The organism is Paraglaciecola sp. IT1134 (assembly GCF_058068185.1).
The window spans coordinates 3,163,474-3,180,300 of the sequence record NZ_CM176486.1; the positions used below are offsets into that span (position 1 = coordinate 3,163,474).

Annotated in this window: 17 protein-coding genes and 1 pseudogene; 10 read left to right on the forward strand and 8 right to left on the reverse strand. The window is 45.8% G+C overall.

Annotated features, from left to right (window positions below; all coding sequences use genetic code 11):
- Positions 1 to 233: 233 nt before the first annotated feature.
- The gene (locus AC3RV5_RS13735) at positions 234 to 1,145 is read right to left on the reverse strand and encodes a DUF2608 domain-containing protein (RefSeq protein ID WP_489728194.1); all 912 of its coding nucleotides are present in this window, start codon (positions 1,143 to 1,145) and stop codon (positions 234 to 236) included.
- Positions 1,146 to 1,613: 468 nt separating this feature from the next.
- On the opposite strand from AC3RV5_RS13735, the gene AC3RV5_RS13740 reads away from it, so the two are divergent.
- From AC3RV5_RS13740 to AC3RV5_RS13775, 8 genes are all read left to right on the forward strand, one after another.
- On the forward strand, positions 1,614 to 2,078 hold the full coding sequence (locus AC3RV5_RS13740; RefSeq protein ID WP_489728195.1) for a pyridoxamine 5'-phosphate oxidase family protein: 465 nt from the start codon (positions 1,614 to 1,616) through the stop codon (positions 2,076 to 2,078).
- 63 nt (positions 2,079 to 2,141) lie between these two features.
- Positions 2,142 to 2,702 carry a response regulator gene (locus tag AC3RV5_RS13745; protein WP_489728196.1) on the forward strand — a complete coding sequence of 187 codons (561 nt, stop codon included), beginning with the start codon at positions 2,142 to 2,144 and terminating at the stop codon, positions 2,700 to 2,702.
- Between the two features lie 197 nt (positions 2,703 to 2,899).
- Positions 2,900 to 4,198 (forward strand): efflux RND transporter periplasmic adaptor subunit, encoded by a 1,299-nt coding sequence (locus AC3RV5_RS13750; protein WP_489728197.1) that lies wholly within the window; start codon positions 2,900 to 2,902, stop codon positions 4,196 to 4,198.
- Positions 4,199 to 4,238: 40 nt separating this feature from the next.
- Entirely contained in the window at positions 4,239 to 4,952 is a 714-nt protein-coding gene (locus tag AC3RV5_RS13755; RefSeq protein WP_489728198.1) for an ABC transporter ATP-binding protein, read from the forward strand.
- An 11-nt stretch (positions 4,953 to 4,963) separates the two neighbouring features.
- Positions 4,964 to 6,280: an ABC transporter permease gene (locus AC3RV5_RS13760; protein WP_489728199.1), complete on the forward strand. Its 1,317-nt coding sequence runs from the start codon at positions 4,964 to 4,966 to the stop codon at positions 6,278 to 6,280.
- An 11-nt stretch (positions 6,281 to 6,291) separates the two neighbouring features.
- Positions 6,292 to 7,530, forward strand: coding sequence for an ABC transporter permease (locus AC3RV5_RS13765; RefSeq protein WP_489728200.1), 1,239 nt, complete (start codon positions 6,292 to 6,294; stop codon positions 7,528 to 7,530).
- Between the two features lie 237 nt (positions 7,531 to 7,767).
- Positions 7,768 to 8,208, forward strand: a complete 441-nt coding sequence (locus tag AC3RV5_RS13770; protein ID WP_489728201.1) for a hypothetical protein — start codon at positions 7,768 to 7,770, stop codon at positions 8,206 to 8,208.
- Positions 8,209 to 8,301: 93 nt separating this feature from the next.
- Positions 8,302 to 8,673 carry a glutathione S-transferase N-terminal domain-containing protein gene (locus AC3RV5_RS13775; protein ID WP_489728202.1) on the forward strand — a complete coding sequence of 124 codons (372 nt, stop codon included), beginning with the start codon at positions 8,302 to 8,304 and terminating at the stop codon, positions 8,671 to 8,673.
- A 54-nt stretch (positions 8,674 to 8,727) separates the two neighbouring features.
- Here the strand turns inward: AC3RV5_RS13775 and AC3RV5_RS13780 are convergent.
- The 4 genes and pseudogenes from AC3RV5_RS13780 to AC3RV5_RS13795 all read right to left on the reverse strand — a co-directional run bounded on the left by AC3RV5_RS13780 (position 8,728) and on the right by AC3RV5_RS13795 (position 11,983).
- Positions 8,728 to 9,447, reverse strand: a pseudogene (locus AC3RV5_RS13780) (SIMPL domain-containing protein).
- A gap of 22 nt (positions 9,448 to 9,469) precedes the next feature.
- Complete coding sequence (locus AC3RV5_RS13785) at positions 9,470 to 9,664, reverse strand: antitermination protein NusB (protein ID WP_489728203.1); 195 nt, start codon at positions 9,662 to 9,664, stop codon at positions 9,470 to 9,472.
- 289 nt (positions 9,665 to 9,953) lie between these two features.
- Positions 9,954 to 10,769, reverse strand: a complete 816-nt coding sequence (locus tag AC3RV5_RS13790; RefSeq protein WP_489728204.1) for a DUF1206 domain-containing protein — start codon at positions 10,767 to 10,769, stop codon at positions 9,954 to 9,956.
- Positions 10,770 to 11,371: 602 nt separating this feature from the next.
- Complete coding sequence (locus AC3RV5_RS13795; RefSeq protein ID WP_489728205.1) at positions 11,372 to 11,983, reverse strand: LysE family translocator; 612 nt, start codon at positions 11,981 to 11,983, stop codon at positions 11,372 to 11,374.
- A 240-nt stretch (positions 11,984 to 12,223) separates the two neighbouring features.
- On the opposite strand from AC3RV5_RS13795, the gene AC3RV5_RS13800 reads away from it, so the two are divergent.
- Positions 12,224 to 12,691, forward strand: a complete 468-nt coding sequence (locus AC3RV5_RS13800; RefSeq protein WP_489728206.1) for a DUF4156 domain-containing protein — start codon at positions 12,224 to 12,226, stop codon at positions 12,689 to 12,691.
- Positions 12,692 to 12,765: 74 nt separating this feature from the next.
- On the forward strand, positions 12,766 to 14,148 hold the full coding sequence (locus AC3RV5_RS13805) for a metallophosphoesterase (protein WP_489728207.1): 1,383 nt from the start codon (positions 12,766 to 12,768) through the stop codon (positions 14,146 to 14,148).
- Positions 14,149 to 14,286: 138 nt separating this feature from the next.
- Here AC3RV5_RS13805 and AC3RV5_RS13810 read toward each other — a convergent pair whose 3' ends face one another.
- From AC3RV5_RS13810 to AC3RV5_RS13820, 3 genes are all read right to left on the reverse strand, one after another.
- Positions 14,287 to 14,622: a DUF5335 family protein gene (locus tag AC3RV5_RS13810; RefSeq protein ID WP_489728208.1), complete on the reverse strand. Its 336-nt coding sequence runs from the start codon at positions 14,620 to 14,622 to the stop codon at positions 14,287 to 14,289.
- Positions 14,623 to 14,876: 254 nt separating this feature from the next.
- A complete protein-coding gene (locus AC3RV5_RS13815; protein ID WP_489728209.1) occupies positions 14,877 to 16,148 on the reverse strand; it encodes a glycosyltransferase in 1,272 nt (423 codons plus the stop codon).
- Positions 16,149 to 16,262: 114 nt separating this feature from the next.
- The gene (locus AC3RV5_RS13820; protein WP_489728210.1) at positions 16,263 to 16,745 is read right to left on the reverse strand and encodes an RT0821/Lpp0805 family surface protein; all 483 of its coding nucleotides are present in this window, start codon (positions 16,743 to 16,745) and stop codon (positions 16,263 to 16,265) included.
- Positions 16,746 to 16,827: the final 82 nt, after the last annotated feature.

Here is a 16,827-nt window from a genome sequence, read left to right on the forward strand (position 1 = left end):
GTTTGAGTTTATTAAGGGCAACTCGCTGGACAAGATCAATTTGTGGGTGGCTTCATCACGATATATCTGACAATCACCTTCACTCATCGCACCATCAGATACCCAGTGCAACTGATTTTCGAAGCCCCAGTGGCTACGCACAATTCTTGCCAAATTGTTCGACGTTGCAGATATCCGGAACATGCATCTGTTAGGTACTACGTATCTATAGTGACGACGTGGAAAATTGATGTTTAATAAGCACACTGCTTGTTTTCTATTAACGTAGCGCGATCTGCAAAATGCTCATGGAGTAAAACATCAAGTGCCGCGGCGGCAGCTTGTGCTTGTGCCACATCTTGAACTGTCACCGTTTTATCGACCCGAGTATAATGAAAACCGTAAAAATCTATGCCTGCGTCTTTTAATGCGTTTGCCATATTATTAATATTGTTAGTTTTATCATCTACAAAAACCACTGCATCGTATTGCCGACCGGTACGTACTAGCAAGTCCAATAACAATACCCCTTTATCCATACCCTGGACCATAAATACACCATCTACATAACTCACATTTGCGGTGCGCCCACCATGGCTAAAAGCATAATGATACGCCATGTCAGGTGGGGTCAATGCCTTGCGTTTGATATCCAGTTTGTTGCGGGCCAGCTCGCGCATAGTTGCCGCACGATAAGCACCGGAACGGGCGGTTAATATGACGAGATCGTTGCTCAACCCATTTACCAATTCCGCCATATTCTCTTGGGTGGGTTGGTTGGTGGCTATTTCAAACACCATACCTAAGGTATCGAATAGGCAATTCACTTTGTCACCAGGGGCCGTAGCCAAAACCTTTTTTTGTGGGCTAAGGGCACGCCCCCGCTGCCAGTCGTACCATTTATCGCTCCCAAAAAACTCAGTCGCCGTCAGCAAGGTGTCATCTATATCAAACACCACTAAGGTAGATGACAGGGGCAACGCTTGAGCTTGCCTGATGGCTGCGGATAAATCATCAACCTGCTGGATCTGGCTGACTGAAGGAACAGCAACGTGCCCGGCAAAATGGCTATCAGGGGGGCTGACACAAGCACTTAAGGTGAAACTAAAAAGTATGACAGCCGTTGGCTGAGCAACACCGCGATAAATTGCATGGAGATCAAACATATAAATGAAATACTCTTAGCTAGGATTGCCTTTAGGATACAACATACTGTTAATAAGGGTGATAAAAGTGCCAGCAATAAATCCCTTTATGATTTTGTTGTGCCCTGGCTCCACAGTTATCCTTTGCCGTTAGGCTACGTTCTTTTGTTAGAAAGATTTATGCTTAGCGCCTGTTTAATTTTCATTATTCAGTTAATGCCCGTGGTCTATCTATGAGCTAACCTTGTGTTAGTTCCCCAGCCTTGTCCTAAGGAAATTCTTATCTAAAGTGTGAATTTTTTTCTCACCCAGAACGGTCAGTCCCAGGTATAGAAAGTTGTCTAGGCCTGATGCGGATTAGGTTTAGGCTAAGTTGATATATCTGGCATGTCAACTGCAGTAATAGTTGAGAATTAGCAGCCTAGTCCGTGCCAGCAACAAAGCTTCAGGGTCTGCACGCTGCTCCAATCCAGTTAAGGAGTAAAGTTAATGTCAAATAGTATCCGAACACATATGTGGCAAGCCATGGCCAAAAGCCCTTATTTAATGATTGCGCTAAATGGCGGCTCACCTCATAGTGAACCCATGCGAGCTCAACTAGATAAAGATGCCGATGGCTGCTTTTGGTTTTACACTACCACTTCTAACCGAATCGCCAGTGGTGGGCAAGCAACGGCCCAATTTACCAGTAAAGATCACAAGGTATTCGCCTGCATTCAAGGCACCTTAACTGAAGAAACCGATCGTAGCATCATAGATAAGTACTGGTCGAAACAGGTGGCTGCTTGGTATGAATACGGTAAACAAGATAAGTCTTTGAAAATGATGCGCTTCGATCTGGTTGAAGCTGAAGTATGGCAGGTGGATCCGGACGTTAGCGGTTTAGTTAAGTTACTGGTAGGTAACAAGGTCGAACCGTCTGAGATGGGTGATCACCATAAAATAAAGTTATAATTCAGGATAAAGAAACACGGTTGGTGCCTAGCAACATGAATTGTGACTTAAACAGGAGATAAAATGAACTCAGGAAGTGTCCGTCCTCCGGTATTTTTGATGATAGAGAGTGATGCAGAAAATTGCGCACTCGTTCAGCTTGCTTTTGTCAAAAGCGGCGTGGCTAGCACGCTAGTAGTGGTCCAGGGCGCTGCTGCGTTGGTCAAATATCTTGCTGGTAGCGGTAAATATGCCAACCGCAGCGCATTTCCTTTGCCTAGTGTGATCCTGTTGGCGGTAGGCAGGGACTCTCAAAAAGCAGTAGAATGTTTAAGTCGGCTAAAAGCAACCCTTACCACCCGCAGACTTCCGGTGGTCATTTTGAGCAGCGTAAAAAACGAGCAGCATATGGGTCAACTTTATGCGTTAGGGGCCGCCGGATTTATTGTCAGACCTAACCCATTTACTGAGTTATTAGTTATGATCAGTAGCCTGGATGATTACTGGTCGCGTTGTGCTTTACCAGTATTGTCCCAATCGCTCCAAGGGATAGATATCACTAATTTGTTGGGAGAAAAGCAAGGTTATAGCTATCAGATTTTTGCGCCCACCTTGGATCGTCAAGCCTTGCAAAATACCGAGTAAAAAGAGCCCTATTCTTCCTGTGCAATAATTACAACAGGGGGCAACTGACTGGTCATCTAACGATAACCTGCCAGTTGTTAGGGCAGTAACTTTCTCCTCAGCTAACTCCCCAGCCAAAATAACTTCAGGCCTGTTTAAACCTTTTCCCACTCTACCTCGACTTATTGAGTGATTGTTCAATATTTCAGGGAAAACACATGAGAATCGCCGATACTAGCGGTCAAGACGTAGTGGTCACACAAAAAGCTAAACACAAAATTTACTGGGTACTAGCGGCCCTATCACTCCTTAGCATCGGCGGCTATGCAGCTGTCGCTCCGCTTTTAAGTAATTGGTCACATTCCGATACCAGTATTTCAGCAGCGCGCTTGCGATTAGCCCAGGTAAGCAAAGGGGATTTCATTCGTGACTTATCCATTCAGGGGCGAGTGGTGGCGGCCATCAGTCCGCGGCTATACAGTCCGTCCCAAGGTACCATCAGTTTTCAAGTAGACGCGGGAGATACAGTCAGCCAAGGGCAAATATTAGCCGTGGTCGACAGCCCGGAACTCACCAACCAATTGCAACAAGAACAATCCGCCTCGCAGAAGCTCCAGATGGAATTGGATCGCCAACGCATTATTTCTAAAAAACAAGCACTAGAGGACCAAAAAGCAGTAGACCTGGCGCATGTTTCTTTAACTGCCGCCGACCGAGAAAAACGCCGGGCCGACAAAGCCTTTACCAGTCGCTCAATCAGCCAAATTGATTTTGAAAAAGCTCAGGACGATCTAGAAAATGCCAAATTGGTTTATCAACATTCAGTGCAAGATGCCGATCTGAATAAAGAAAGTCTGGCCTTTGAAATCCAAAGTAAACAACTACTGGTACAAAGACAAGAATTGCTGGTTAGTGAGCTTATTCGCAAAGTAGATGAACTGGAGATGCGCTCTCCGGTAAATGGCATAGTAGGAAATTTGGCGGTACAGCAAAAAAATCAGGTGGCTAAAAATCAGTCGATTTTAAGTGTGGTTGACCTATCTGAATTTGAACTGGAGGTAGCTATCCCGGAAAGCTACGCCGACGATCTGGCAATTAATATGCAAGCCCTGGTATCCCTTAATGGCGAAACGCACTTAGCAAAGCTGGTCACTATTTCACCTGAAATTGAGAATAATCAGGTGACCGGCCGAGTGCGTTTTGCCACCCAAGACGAAAATGGCGATCCTCTGTACGCTCCCCAGGGGCTGCGCCAAAATCAGCGTTTAACCACCCGCATATTGATGGAAAATAAAGCCAATGTATTGTTGGTACAACGAGGACAATTTTTAGAAAGTGGTAACGGGCGAATTGCTTATGTAGTGAAAGATGGCATGGCCCAACGTACCAACATAGTCACAGGTGCCCGCAGTTTATCCAGTGTCGAAGTGTTAGATGGCCTAAATGCAGGCGAGACCATTATTGTCTCTGGCACTGACCAGTTTAACGGCGCCGAAAATGTGATGATCACCCAATAACCCATTTACTTCAAAACCGCTAAATACAGGGAAACAAACCATGCTAAACATGACAGATATAAAAAAAGTTTTTCGCACCGATCTGATTGAAACCCACGCCCTGCGTGACTTTAACTTACATGTAGAGGAAGGAGACTTTGTCGCTGTGTCCGGCCCTTCAGGCTCAGGTAAAACTACCTTTTTAAATATCGCCGGTTTACTTGAAACGTTTGACGGCGGCAAGTTTGAATTGGACGGCCAGGATGTCAGCAACCTAAATGACAAAACCCGCAGTCGTCTCAGAAACGAAAAAATAGGTTTTATTTTTCAAAGTTTTAACCTGATCCCAGACTTGAACCTGTTCGATAATGTCGACGTTCCCTTACGTTATCGGGGATTTAACGCCCCAGAGCGCAAAAGACGTATTGAGCAAAGTTTGGAAATGGTCGGTTTAGCTCAGCGTTTAAAACACCTGCCCGCTCAGTTATCCGGTGGTCAACAGCAGCGAGTCGCTATAGCTCGGGCGTTAGCTGGGGAACCACGATTCCTTTTGGCGGATGAACCAACAGGTAATTTGGACACCAAGATGGCACATAGCGTGATGGAGCTGATGCAAGAAATTAATGCCCGGGGCACCACTATCATCATGGTGACCCACGACGCCAATTTAGCGCAGCAAGCCAGACGTAATATCTATGTGCGTGACGGCAAAGTCAGTGAGATCAAAGAAAATGGCTTAGGTGCCAAACTAAATCTTGTCGAAGCCAGTGCCTAAGGAGCTGCATAATGTTTACCTACTATGTGAAACTCGCGTTTAAAAGCTTTAAGCGCAACCCCATACTCACCGCGTTGATGGTAGCGGCAATAGCGCTGGGCATTGGTGCCAGTATGACCACTATAACCGTCAATTATTTGATGTCTGCCGATCCAATACCTAACAAGAGCAGTGAGCTGTTTTATGTGCAGGTAGACAGCTGGGATCCCAATGAAGGATTTGACGATGAAGTGGATACCCCCCCAAACCAATTAACCTGGACTGACGCCACTAATTTGATGACCGCTCACAAGGCTAAGCGTCAAACCGCCATGGCAAAATCCGGTGGCATTATTCAACCCATGGGAGGTGACGCCAAACCTTTTGAAGCCTCTATTCGTTTAGCTTTTGCCGACTTTTTCCCAATGTTTGATACACCCTTTTTGTATGGCAGCGCTTGGGATGCCCAAACGGATAAAAAGCGGGAATTGGTTGTGGTATTAAGCAAAGACATCAATGATAAAGTTTTTGGCGGTGATAACTCAGTGGGCAAAAGCCTGGTGATGGCTGGCAAAAATTTCCGCGTAGTGGGGGTACTAGACAACTGGCAACCCGTTCCCAAATTTTACGATGTCAATAATGGCGCCTTCGATAAGCCAGAAGATGTTTACATGCCATTTTATTTAAAACAGGAGCTGGAACTACCGAACTGGGGCAATACTAATTGCTGGAAGACCCCTGACGGTGAAGGATTTGCGGCATTTCTACAATCTGAATGCATCAATTTTCAAATGTGGGTTGAGTTGCCAACACAAAATGCCAAGACGGACTATTTAGCTTTTTTGGATAATTATGTCAGGGATCAAAAAAACCTGGGACGTTTCCCACGCCCGATGAATAACCGCTTGTCTGATGTTATGCAGTGGATGGAAGATCAGGACGTGGTGGCCGATGACGCACAGATCATGATGTGGTTATCCTTTATGTTTTTACTGGTTTGCCTGCTCAATACCATAGGTTTGTTATTAGCCAAGTTTAGCGGCAAAGCCGCAGAAATTGGCTTACGTCGCGCTGTAGGCGCCGCCAAAAAAGATTTGTTTATCCAGCATCTAATCGAAACGGGCTGTATTGGCTTGTCCGGAGGCATATTTGGTTTAGGCTTGGCGGTCGTCGGTTTACAAGGGATCAAGAGCCTGTACGGCGATTTTGTCGATAACCTGGCGGCGCTCGATGCCTCTATGGTGTTTCTCGCGCTGGCATTGGCGCTGATATCCAGCATAGCTGCCGGATTATACCCAACCTGGCGCGCATGCAACATCGCCCCTGCCAGCCAATTAAAAAGCCAATAAGGAGCAAGCTGATGTCGACAAAATTATCCACAAATTGGGAAATCGGTCCGATATTTCGCGCCATGATACGCAACAAAGTCGGTGCTGTGCTGATCGCTATTCAGATAGCGGTCACCATGACCATAATAGTGAACTCCGTATTTATCATTGTTGAACGCAATCAACAAATGCAACGGGTAAGCGGCATAGATGAAGCCAACAGTTTTTATTTATCAAGCCTGGGCTTTGCCTCAGACTTTAATTCACAAGTCACAGTACAGGAAGATTTGGCCATGTTACGCAACTTGCCTGGAGTGGTTGATGCCATTCAGATCAACGCTATCCCCTTAAGTGGTAGTGGCTGGTCAATGGGCCTGCAAACCCAGGCTGGCGCAGAATACGATGGTGTAGGTACAGCGGTATACATGGTCGACGAACATGGTGTGAATGCGCTTGATGTAAAAATAATAGCGGGCGAAAACTTTAACCCTACGGATATTGCGCTGCGTGAGACCGGGCAAACTTCTTGGCCTGATAAAATTATCATCACCCAGGCGATGGCTGAAAAACTGTTTCCCGATGAAGGTTGGCAATTGGCCTTGGGCAAAACCGTATATATTAACGACATAGAGCCTATGGTGATAAGCGGCATTATCGACCAATTGCAAGCCCCCTGGGTGGGTTGGGATAATGTTGAAAACGTCATGTTATCTCCAGAGCGTATGAATGCTAAGTCCAGTCGTTACTTTATTCGCACCCAACCCGGTCGACGGGACGCACTGATGGTCGATATTGAAGAACGTCTGGCCAATAGCAACAAAGGCCGGATCATTAAAAGTATGCAGAGCATAGAAGAGGCACGCGAACGGGCTTATCGCGGGAATACCGCCATGATCAAAATCCTTAGCACGGTAATGGTGATCCTCACCATAGTCACAGGTCTGGGGATAGTGGGTTTGGCTAGTTTTAGTGTTAACAGACGTAAAAAACAAATTGGTACCCGCCGGGCCTTAGGTGCCAGCCAAGGGGCGATAGTGAGGTATTTTATGCTGGAAAATTTCTTGATTAGCAGCATAGGGGTAACACTGGGTGCGATATTAACCATTGGCCTAAACATGGTACTTGTGCACACCTTTAGCCTGGATCCTATTGCCTGGTATTATATCCCCATCGGCATGTTGATCCTGTGGGTTGTGGGACAGGTAGCCGTATTTGGGCCGGCCAAAAGAGCCGCTAATATTGCCCCCGCTATCGCCACCAGAACCGTGTAGTCATTTCAGTTAAACCAGCCTTTTTAACGGTTAAAGGGCTGGTATTCTTAGTCGTCAGATCAAACTGGCGATCCTCTTTTCTCCGGCTCTTTACCTGCGACTAATTACTAATAGAAATTAAGCCCTTTTTATCTTATCTTTGGAGTAATATTTTATTAAAGAACGTGGCGTAATTTCATAGCTGATATTGGCCTTGGGTAACGGAGATAACGAGAATATTATTTATTCTTGCAAAGCATGAAAAGGCAAAGCACTTACACCAGCAACCTGGATGGCAATATTCTTATTACCAGCATGTCCGGCAGCATCAACATTGCCGATACCCGGCGCATTTTTAAGCAAATAAAAATCCAGGTGCACACCCTAGCGGGTGAACCCTGGGCCAATTTAATTGATGCACAACAGTGGGAATTGAGCGCTGTCGATATTGATGACATTTTAATAGAAATGGAAATTTGGGCTAAAAAAGCAGGCAGGAGTCATCTTGTGTTTGTCATTGGCACTGAACATGCCGAATTAAAGAAATTCACCCTAAAAAAATACCTGGGAAACAACTTGAAGAAAAAAGAGATCCGGATAGTTGAAACCCTAACTGAAGGCCTTACCTGGTTAGTTCAGTACGGATTTCACTTGGCTAGTGTCAGTCAACCTCCAGTGGCGATACCCAATCAAAACTAAAAATTCACCTTGAGCCGCTAAATTAAAACACTTTGTGCAGACTTTTGCTTATAATAGCCAACTACCTTCCCCATCGATCCATGAGTCTACTTAATGAAGTATCTAGTTAAATTTATTCGCCAAGCCCTTGGTTATTTAATCGTGTTTCTCGACCTTGTCAGCCGCCCAAAAAAATTAAAACGCAGTAGCGAGGCTCAAGCGAAAGTGGAAACGGATATGGCCGGTATGTCGTTATATCAGTTTTATGCTTGCCCGTTTTGCATTAAGACCCGCCGGGCACTGCATCGCTTAAACCTGCCCATGGAAACCCGCAGTGCCAGTGAAGGTTCACCCCATAGACAAACCCTGCTTGCCGGTGGCGGCGCTATAAAAGTGCCTTGTTTGCGTATCGAACAAGATGATGAGATTAAATGGATGTATGAATCGTCCGACATCATTCAATATCTAAATCAGCGTTTCGCTTAGTAACACAGAAACAAACATTCCAGGCATATGTTGTGGAGTAACATCCGCTTGCATTCAATCCGATAAATAATATTCCACAGTGGAAACTACCCGCAACTTCTTGATATGCGGATTATTTTCATCCCTGGCGCGGACACTAAACTGGCCTTGGGATGCGCGTTTAATTTTACCCAGAGCGCTTTGTGGATCTGAGGCAAATTTTTCAGCCACTTCCCGAGCTTTACGAGTCGCTTCTTCGAGCATTTGGGGTTAGGCAGCATTTAAACGAGTGAAAATATATTCAATTTCGGCCTGATAGTTGTCACGGTTAAGTACGATGCCCTTTTTACCTAGTTATGACAGCTCCCCCATTACCTTTCTAACCAAGGCAATATTAGTGGAATATACCGTTACTGTTTGCAGCGCCGCATAACGAAATTCAACTTTAGCATTAGTACTGTATTGCTGGGCAGACTTGTCGTTGATGGATGGCGAGGCAAAACTCACTTCTTCGCTATTTCCCCCCCGTTGTAGCAGAAATTCGCTGATCAGGGCGCTACTTTGTTCAATTGACTCGTATAAACTTTCAAGATCTTTACCTGCCAAGGTAAATTGAATTGGCTAAATAACAATATCCGCTGGGAATTCCCGTTCAGACAAACCTTTTACCGTTACGCTGCGCTCATATTGCTTATAGGTTATGGCGGCATCTGCGAGCTGGTACTCCAATACTGAGAGGCCAGCACATAGAAAAACACCTAATATTAGTGCCGCAGCTGGCGTGTTTTTTTCCACTAATTTGAGCCTTAACTAACCATTAAAAATGACGAGGTTGGTTACTTTCCAAAACCACGATCAGCAAAGTCGCAAAGGGCCCAAAAAACAGGGAAAGTAAAAACCAGATCAAGCCGCTTCGTCCTTTGGCCTGGGCTAAACCAGCATTGATAAGCGCCAAGGTTCCCCAGCCAACAAAGTAAGAACTGGAGCTAATAATAGATTCAAATTCTGACATACTTATCCCCGTGGTGAATGTTTCAAATAATAAGGTGAGGTTGAGATAGACAGCTTAGCAAAACCCGCAACCGATAGCTCTCTCTGCAGAATATTGCCACGGCCAAAGGGGTAAGACTCGGTTGTCGTGTTTCGATACTTGGAGCCTCATATTTTGTGTTTTTGATTGTGGTCGTAGGTATGCTGACTAAGACACCAGCAGTATTAGTCGATCCGGCAGATACCAAGGTACGCGCCTTTACAACAACCTATTTGTGAGGCCTCCTTCACCTTATTTGTTAGCCCCCTTTTCAGGATTTCACTTCAGTTTGTCGGTACAACGACTCAAACGCACAGAACAGGCCAAATAACATCAGGCCCACGGCCATAATACCCAACAGCCATTGGCCAAAGGGTTGATTTAGGATCTCACCCATTGCTTCTTTTAATCCACCCGCTTCGTCGGGGTCGTGTTTATAAGCGGCTTGAATGAAAAAACCACCAACAAATACATAGAGTATGCCGCGGGCAGCATACCCCATGCGCCCGGCCCAGCGGCTGGCTGCTAATTCTTTGGTGCTCATACGCTGGCGTTCAAATTTTTGCATAAAATCACTTTTATGGGCGTGTTTGAACTGAACAAAAGCAAAGGTAAGAATTAATAACCCGACAATCCCCACCAACCACACACCTAAGGTGTATCCCATTAATTGTGCTGCCAAGGTTTCACTGTTGTCTTGTTCGCTGGACCTGCTCGAGTTCCCAATTAACACCCGAACAGCCAGCCACCCTGCCCCCGCGTAAGTCAGAGCCGAAAATACAAAAAATACACGCATCAACACGTCCTTTGCTTTGCTATTATCCAAATGCTCGGTATTTTTAATCGCCTGGATTAGCCGCCACAAGGCGTAACTAAATAACCCTAGGCTAACCAATGCCAGTAACACTTGCCCAAAAGGCTTTGCCAATATTTCGTGAAAAACGTCTTTTTGTGACAAGTTTTCGGTACTTTCATAAGACATGGCTGCAAGCAATGTCAGAATGCCTAGAGATATATACACTACGGTTTTGGCGGCGTAGCCACAACGGGCCACGTAATCAATCCAAGTTGTATGAGTGTTTTGCATATTCGATACTTTCCTTTTCGGCCAGAGTGTCATTCGTTAAGCTAGTATGTATTTCAACTCTACGCTAGCGCAACTGTTGTATTAGGCGTTTTGACAGGATTAACTGATGTGTGTGAGCCTCACATCAATCATTGGGGTAATTAATCTTACGCTGGAAATTGGTCCTGGATCAAATATACATCCGCAAATTACCTAAAAATATGATTTGTGAGATGGACAGTGACAAACTATCACTTGGTATACACGAAGCGATGGTTATTGGTGATTTTGCATAGCTGATAACGAGTGTGGCTTGGTACCCCGGCGTGGCATTCAGGAGCTCAACTCCTGTTAATACTCACTACTGATAGGCAATATTACACTGCATCTATGGTGCAAGATGCACAGTTTTTGTGCTGCACAAACCCCCCTTACCCCAGAGTGGATGGATGCGCCACCACCGATAAAATAACGACAACACTAAGCCACTCCACCCTGTCAGACTAATACACTCAAACTCAGACCAATATTTGCTCAATTTCTTTCGATAAACAAACATGCACCAGGATTTACGCCCCGTAACACCATTTTATTATAAAATGTTGTTACAACCCTGCTGCCCTTCAACCTATCACCACCCGCAAACCTAGGCCAATCAATAGTGTGCCCATCAGCCTGTCTACCCATTTGATATGCCGCCTAAGCCAGCTTAATGCGGGGCCACCAGCGAGCAACAAAGCGACTAGCAGGTACCATCCACTATCGATCAACATCACCGTTGCCCACAGCAGGGTTTGAGTCGTCAAATTCATATCCGAATGGATAAACTGGCTAAATAAGGCAAGAAAAAACAACGCCAGTTTGGGGTTTAATAACGAAATCATCAAACCATCCCGAGCAGCTTGGCCTAAAGACATGTCTGGTTGTTTGGACTCGTGTAAGCTGTTTTTACCTGCGTTACGGATAGCATTAATGCCAATCCATGCCAAATACAGACCCCCGGCAATTGAAATAACGTTAAATATTGCTGGATAGACCGTCATCACTACGGCTAAACCCTGCATAGTCAATAGTGCCCAAAGCCCCACGCCAAAGCCATGGGTCAAAGCCGCAATAGCCCCATGCATGGCTGACTGGGTCAAAGACAGGCGTAAAATAACCGCCAGACTTGGACCAGGTGACAATGCCCCCATAATACAAACGACTACTAACGACAGCCAAGTTGTCATTTCCATTGTTATTCCTTTTAGTTGTGAAACCGAATTTTACTCACCTAGGCCATATAACAAACTATATTTTCTTACTCAGCATAAGTGATCCCATAAATTTCCTCGCCCATATTGATGGTTATACAGCTGTTTTTTTACGCTTGTTTGTTGGTTTCGCTGCGGCTATGCTGATTTCCTAGGTTATATACTCAGCAATATAAACTCAGAACTACTGCGAAATATTTTACCCATACTGGAGTAACTAAAATGAAATTATACCCTTTAGCCATTATCGTACTGGTGATCTTTATTAGTGCCTGCTCAACCTCTTCCCGAGAAATTGTTGGTGTCAAACGCCCCCCCATAGAGGCCAGTGAGGTGCAGATCTACCTGCAAAAGCCTGCCCAATACGAGCAAATTGCCTTTATCAAAGCCAGTAGCAAGAATGCCCTTGCCTTTAGCGACGATAGCATGCAAGAAGTGGCAATTGATAGGCTCAAAAAAGAAGCCGCGGCGCTGGGGGCCAATGGTGTATTACTGACTACCAGTGAAGACGAAGTCACTGGCGCACTTGGCACGGGCTCAGGTGTTCAGGGTCGCAATGTCGGCATAGGTTTAGGCCTGAGTATTCCCGTCACCAACAAGCTACTCAGGGCGGTGGCCATCTACGTCGACCCACAATCGACGGACAATCAATCTGATAGCAGTGAATACCCACCGACATCAAAAAACTAGTGCTATTTGTCAGCACCAATGGGCGGTGAGCCTCTGAGTCACAACCGTTTTTAATTACGTGGATATCATTCCCAATGCATAAAAGCCTGCTCTTTTTAGTTTTCATCTGTGTTTTACAGTTGCCAGGATGCACTATTGCAACGGTTAAGTCAGCCGACCTAGCTCCTATTCCATCGGTGTTGATATTTAATATGGCCGACATGCATTCTGCTTATGATGCTTACCCCATTTTACTGGCCACGATAGACTCCAAAACCAGGGCCAGTAATGGCAGTCGATCCATCTTTGTCATCAATGGTGATTTTTTTGAAGGCGGCAGCATAGTTGCGCAAAAATCCAAAGGTAAACTGGACATGGCCTTGTTAGCACAACTGGTGAAACGGGGAGACGTGATTTTCAATATAGGCAATCACGATTTTGACATTTTACCCATGAACCACTTTATTCAACAGGCCACCGCCCTAGGCATAAAAGTCATTGGCACCTTTGCCAGCAGCCAGCTCGCCGCCCCGCTGCCCGCTTATACCGATATTCAAATCGAGCAACACAGTTTACGTTTTATTGGAGTCGATACTGACCATGTCCGCACTTTTCCGGCGGCCATACGACAAGGTCTGACCATTCCTTCGCCTGTAGAGTGGTTAAGGGATCATTATGGGGTATTGGCCCAAGGTGCGGACTACAACGTGTTGCTGTCCCATGCTGGCCTATTGGCAGATAAAGCCATGTTGGCATTTTTGGTCCCTCAGCCTATACAACCCTTATATATACTTGGGGCCCATGATCATCTTAATTTGCAAACAGAAATTGATGGCATACCTTATCTGCATAGCGCGTTTAAAGGCCTGCGCATGGTGATCACCACTGTGCTACTGACACAACCAGAGCCTCAGTTAACGGTGGAAACCCTGGTAACCGACTTTGCTCAGGCGGGGCTTAAGTCTTTTGCCGAACAGGTAGCAACTACGCGAGCCAAGAGTCTCAGCGCACAAGACTTGGTTAGTGTCGGCACCGTGCCCACAGCCATGACCTTGAACGAAGCGGTGGATTGGACCTTACACATAATGCGCGATAAAACCGCCGCAGATGTTGCCTTATTCAATCATTCATCCTTTGGCTCAGGTCTGCCACAGGGGCCATTGGCCCTGTATCGTTTTAATGAGTTTATGCGTTTTGAAAACCAACTAGTTGTTGTCTCAGTGGACGGCAAGACTTTAGAGCAGATCCTGTCTCGGGCCAACCAGCACCAATCAACACAATGGGCTAATCTGAGCGGTGATTTTGTCTATGCCAATGACATTAGTCCAAAGCCAGATAAACACTACAAGATTGTCACTACTGACTGGGTATCGGATCCCGATAACCAGGCGAACTATATAGGTAGGCAATTGAGCTTTCAGCCGCTGGCCAATATGTCCATCAAAGGTATTTTAAAAGAGGCGCTACGTGAACAGTGAGCGCCTGCCGAGCAGCAGTTGCCGAGCAAAGGTGCACGATACCGTTGCCCGGGCGCCAGTCAATATAACTTGATAACAACGGGTGACAAATAGATAGGCAAGCCAGTCAAGTAGTCTGCAGGCTTTTTTTAGAGCCAATCAGCCTTTTTCAGCGTCGCCTTTAGGCGATATCAGGACTAAATGCACATTACCGTCCCGAGCCGTTATCTTAATACTCTTAAGCTCATCATTTCTATAATCCACATAGATTTCTTGTGGCTCATGGATGATATGTTCAAACTCATTAGTCATCACCGTAAATACCTTATCTTTTTGATCATAGCTCAACCCTTTTAAGGCCACGGCCTTTACTTCTACTTGGGCACCAATGTCACGCCCCAATATATCGATTTCTACCTTATTACCTTCGACAAATTTTGATAAACCATTGAAATAATGTGGCCATTCCTGGCTTTCTATTTTATTAGTCGTCATTGCCAAATCCTCGCATTAATTGATTAAGTGTAGGTGCGCCTTAACGCTTGATGCATTCTGTTTCGATAAAAAACGTTTAAAAATGCACTGCTGGCTTAACTTTGATTCCAGCGTTAGGGGAACGTATTGATGCAGATCAACCTATTCATTGAGTAACGCAACGCACAGGTTTTTGGTATACCGAACAGCAAACAGTCGTATTAATCAGTCAGTAGAATGCAGACATACTACTTTCCTTAAGAATTTGCGCCAATTCATGCATTTTTATCACCAACATCTCGGCTAATGGCATGCACGGCAGCTTGGGTGAAAGCTTTTAAAATACGCCACTCGGCCTTAATTACATGTCCAAAATCCTTCCAGATTTGACGTTCACGTGGTCGATGGATATACCCATGACCTAACAGCTGTTGATAGTATTCAAGTGTTTTTTTTGCACACAAATCCAGTGAACAGGTCTGTGCTGTGACGCGAGCACCCTGACCGAGTTTTAACCGCTGGTTTTTGTCCAATGCAATAAACCAGCGCAACGCACCAGCAAACTCATCACAGCTGGCCTGGGCGGGCAATAACAGGCCATTGTGCTGATTGACCACCTCCCGCACACCCGGCGCATCCAGGGCGATGACGGGAACCGACAACGCCATAGCTTCTATCAATACCATACCTTGTGTTTCGCTGTGTGAACTAAAAGCAAATACATCCATTGCCTGATAAGCGCTAGACAACAAAGGATGTTCAATACAGCCGCCCATGTGCAGACGATCAGTTAAACCGAGAGTGGCGAAAGTCTGTTTAAGCATCACGTCTGAATTGCCCTTACCTACGACCAAAAAATGCGCTGTGGGTTCGGTTAGCATAAAGGCCGATACCGCTTGCGTTAAATACTGCAGGTTTTTTTCCGGGGCCAGGCGCCCCAAATGTCCCACCACAAAGGCGTCATCGGGTATGCCCAGCACGTTCCTGAAACCTTGACCACTACCCGGGGCAAAGGCATTGAGATCGACACCTGTGGGTGCGACTGCTATGGGGGAAAGTACGTCTCTGGCAGCGAGAATTTGCGCAATACTGTCACTGGGAGCAAACACTTGATCACACTTATTGGCGTAGCTTGAGGCTAACTTAATCGCAAATCGTTTTAATGTTTGCGAATCCCCGGGCACATAATGGGTATATTGTTCGTACATAGTATGGTGGGTAAAAACCAGGGGAACGTTTTGGGTACTGGCCACCAGTAGCGCGGTGGATCCGACCAAAAACGGATGATGTGAATGCACAATATCCGGCTCAAACTGGTTGATTTTTTCTCCTAAAAAATAGGGTACAGGTAGGGCCACGGAAAAATCACCACCATTAAATCGTTGAATGGCGGGTATACGTATAACCCCTTGCTCGTTGACCGGGGTTTGGGAGTATTCGGGCGCGACAATAAGCACTTTGTGACCAAAGTATCGGTAGTAGCGGCTAAAGCCCTCCACCGAACGCGCTACTCCCCCAACATGGGGCAAATAGGTATTAGTCATCATCAAAATATTCATATCGACTTAATTAGCTGCACACCTGCTCCTTTATTTGGCCAGCGCGGTCAAAAGCGGCACTAAGGCTTAAATCAGACTGCCCCCCTGCCGGGAGATCCAAAACTAACTTTTCACCTTCCAACTACCGTCTGCCTGGCGACAAGCGGTACCATATATTTTTTCAACGTTTCCCCCCAAAGTTGCATCAACTTGATACTCTCGGCAAGGTAAGGCGTTTTCTTGGTAAGTGCGGGTAGGAACCACCCGGTATTGATATCCAGAATCCGGATTGCGCCAACTGGATTCGACACCAGTACGCACATTCTCCAGCGAATGAGCAACTTTGATGCGATCATTCTGATCCATAACCCGTCCTACATTACCGCCAATAGAGGTGCCAATCAGGCTGCCTATTATAGTGGCAGCTGTCTGTCCGTGGCCGCCGCCTACCCCATGGCCCAGCACGCCCCCCAAAATGCCGCCGATGATCATGCCACTTGACTCATTTTGTCCTCGCGAATTAGCACAACCACTAAGCAAGAAAATAACACAGCATAATGCTACATAGAGATTCGCCTTAGCCCGGTTAATCATCATATTCACCATTTTTTATACCTGTCAGCCAACACAGCCAAACTGTTAATTAAATAATAAGATAGGCCCCAATGGATAATGCAATATTGATCTC

What these genes read in the sequence shown, in the direction of transcription:
- AC3RV5_RS13735 (WP_489728194.1), bottom strand. Translation starts at nt 1,145, where the DNA reads ATGTTTGATCTCCATGCAATTTATCGCGGTGTTGCTCAGCCAACGGCT.
- AC3RV5_RS13740 (WP_489728195.1), top strand. Translation starts at nt 1,614, where the DNA reads ATGTCAAATAGTATCCGAACACATATGTGGCAAGCCATGGCCAAAAGC.
- AC3RV5_RS13745 (WP_489728196.1), top strand. Translation starts at nt 2,142, where the DNA reads ATGAACTCAGGAAGTGTCCGTCCTCCGGTATTTTTGATGATAGAGAGT.
- AC3RV5_RS13750 (WP_489728197.1), top strand. Translation starts at nt 2,900, where the DNA reads ATGAGAATCGCCGATACTAGCGGTCAAGACGTAGTGGTCACACAAAAA.
- AC3RV5_RS13755 (WP_489728198.1), top strand. Translation starts at nt 4,239, where the DNA reads ATGCTAAACATGACAGATATAAAAAAAGTTTTTCGCACCGATCTGATT.
- AC3RV5_RS13760 (WP_489728199.1), top strand. Translation starts at nt 4,964, where the DNA reads ATGTTTACCTACTATGTGAAACTCGCGTTTAAAAGCTTTAAGCGCAAC.
- AC3RV5_RS13765 (WP_489728200.1), top strand. Translation starts at nt 6,292, where the DNA reads ATGTCGACAAAATTATCCACAAATTGGGAAATCGGTCCGATATTTCGC.
- AC3RV5_RS13770 (WP_489728201.1), top strand. Translation starts at nt 7,768, where the DNA reads ATGAAAAGGCAAAGCACTTACACCAGCAACCTGGATGGCAATATTCTT.
- AC3RV5_RS13775 (WP_489728202.1), top strand. Translation starts at nt 8,302, where the DNA reads ATGAAGTATCTAGTTAAATTTATTCGCCAAGCCCTTGGTTATTTAATC.
- AC3RV5_RS13785 (WP_489728203.1), bottom strand. Translation starts at nt 9,664, where the DNA reads ATGTCAGAATTTGAATCTATTATTAGCTCCAGTTCTTACTTTGTTGGC.
- AC3RV5_RS13790 (WP_489728204.1), bottom strand. Translation starts at nt 10,769, where the DNA reads ATGCAAAACACTCATACAACTTGGATTGATTACGTGGCCCGTTGTGGC.
- AC3RV5_RS13795 (WP_489728205.1), bottom strand. Translation starts at nt 11,983, where the DNA reads ATGGAAATGACAACTTGGCTGTCGTTAGTAGTCGTTTGTATTATGGGG.
- AC3RV5_RS13800 (WP_489728206.1), top strand. Translation starts at nt 12,224, where the DNA reads ATGAAATTATACCCTTTAGCCATTATCGTACTGGTGATCTTTATTAGT.
- AC3RV5_RS13805 (WP_489728207.1), top strand. Translation starts at nt 12,766, where the DNA reads ATGCATAAAAGCCTGCTCTTTTTAGTTTTCATCTGTGTTTTACAGTTG.
- AC3RV5_RS13810 (WP_489728208.1), bottom strand. Translation starts at nt 14,622, where the DNA reads ATGACGACTAATAAAATAGAAAGCCAGGAATGGCCACATTATTTCAAT.
- AC3RV5_RS13815 (WP_489728209.1), bottom strand. Translation starts at nt 16,148, where the DNA reads ATGATGACTAATACCTATTTGCCCCATGTTGGGGGAGTAGCGCGTTCG.
- AC3RV5_RS13820 (WP_489728210.1), bottom strand. Translation starts at nt 16,745, where the DNA reads ATGGTGAATATGATGATTAACCGGGCTAAGGCGAATCTCTATGTAGCA.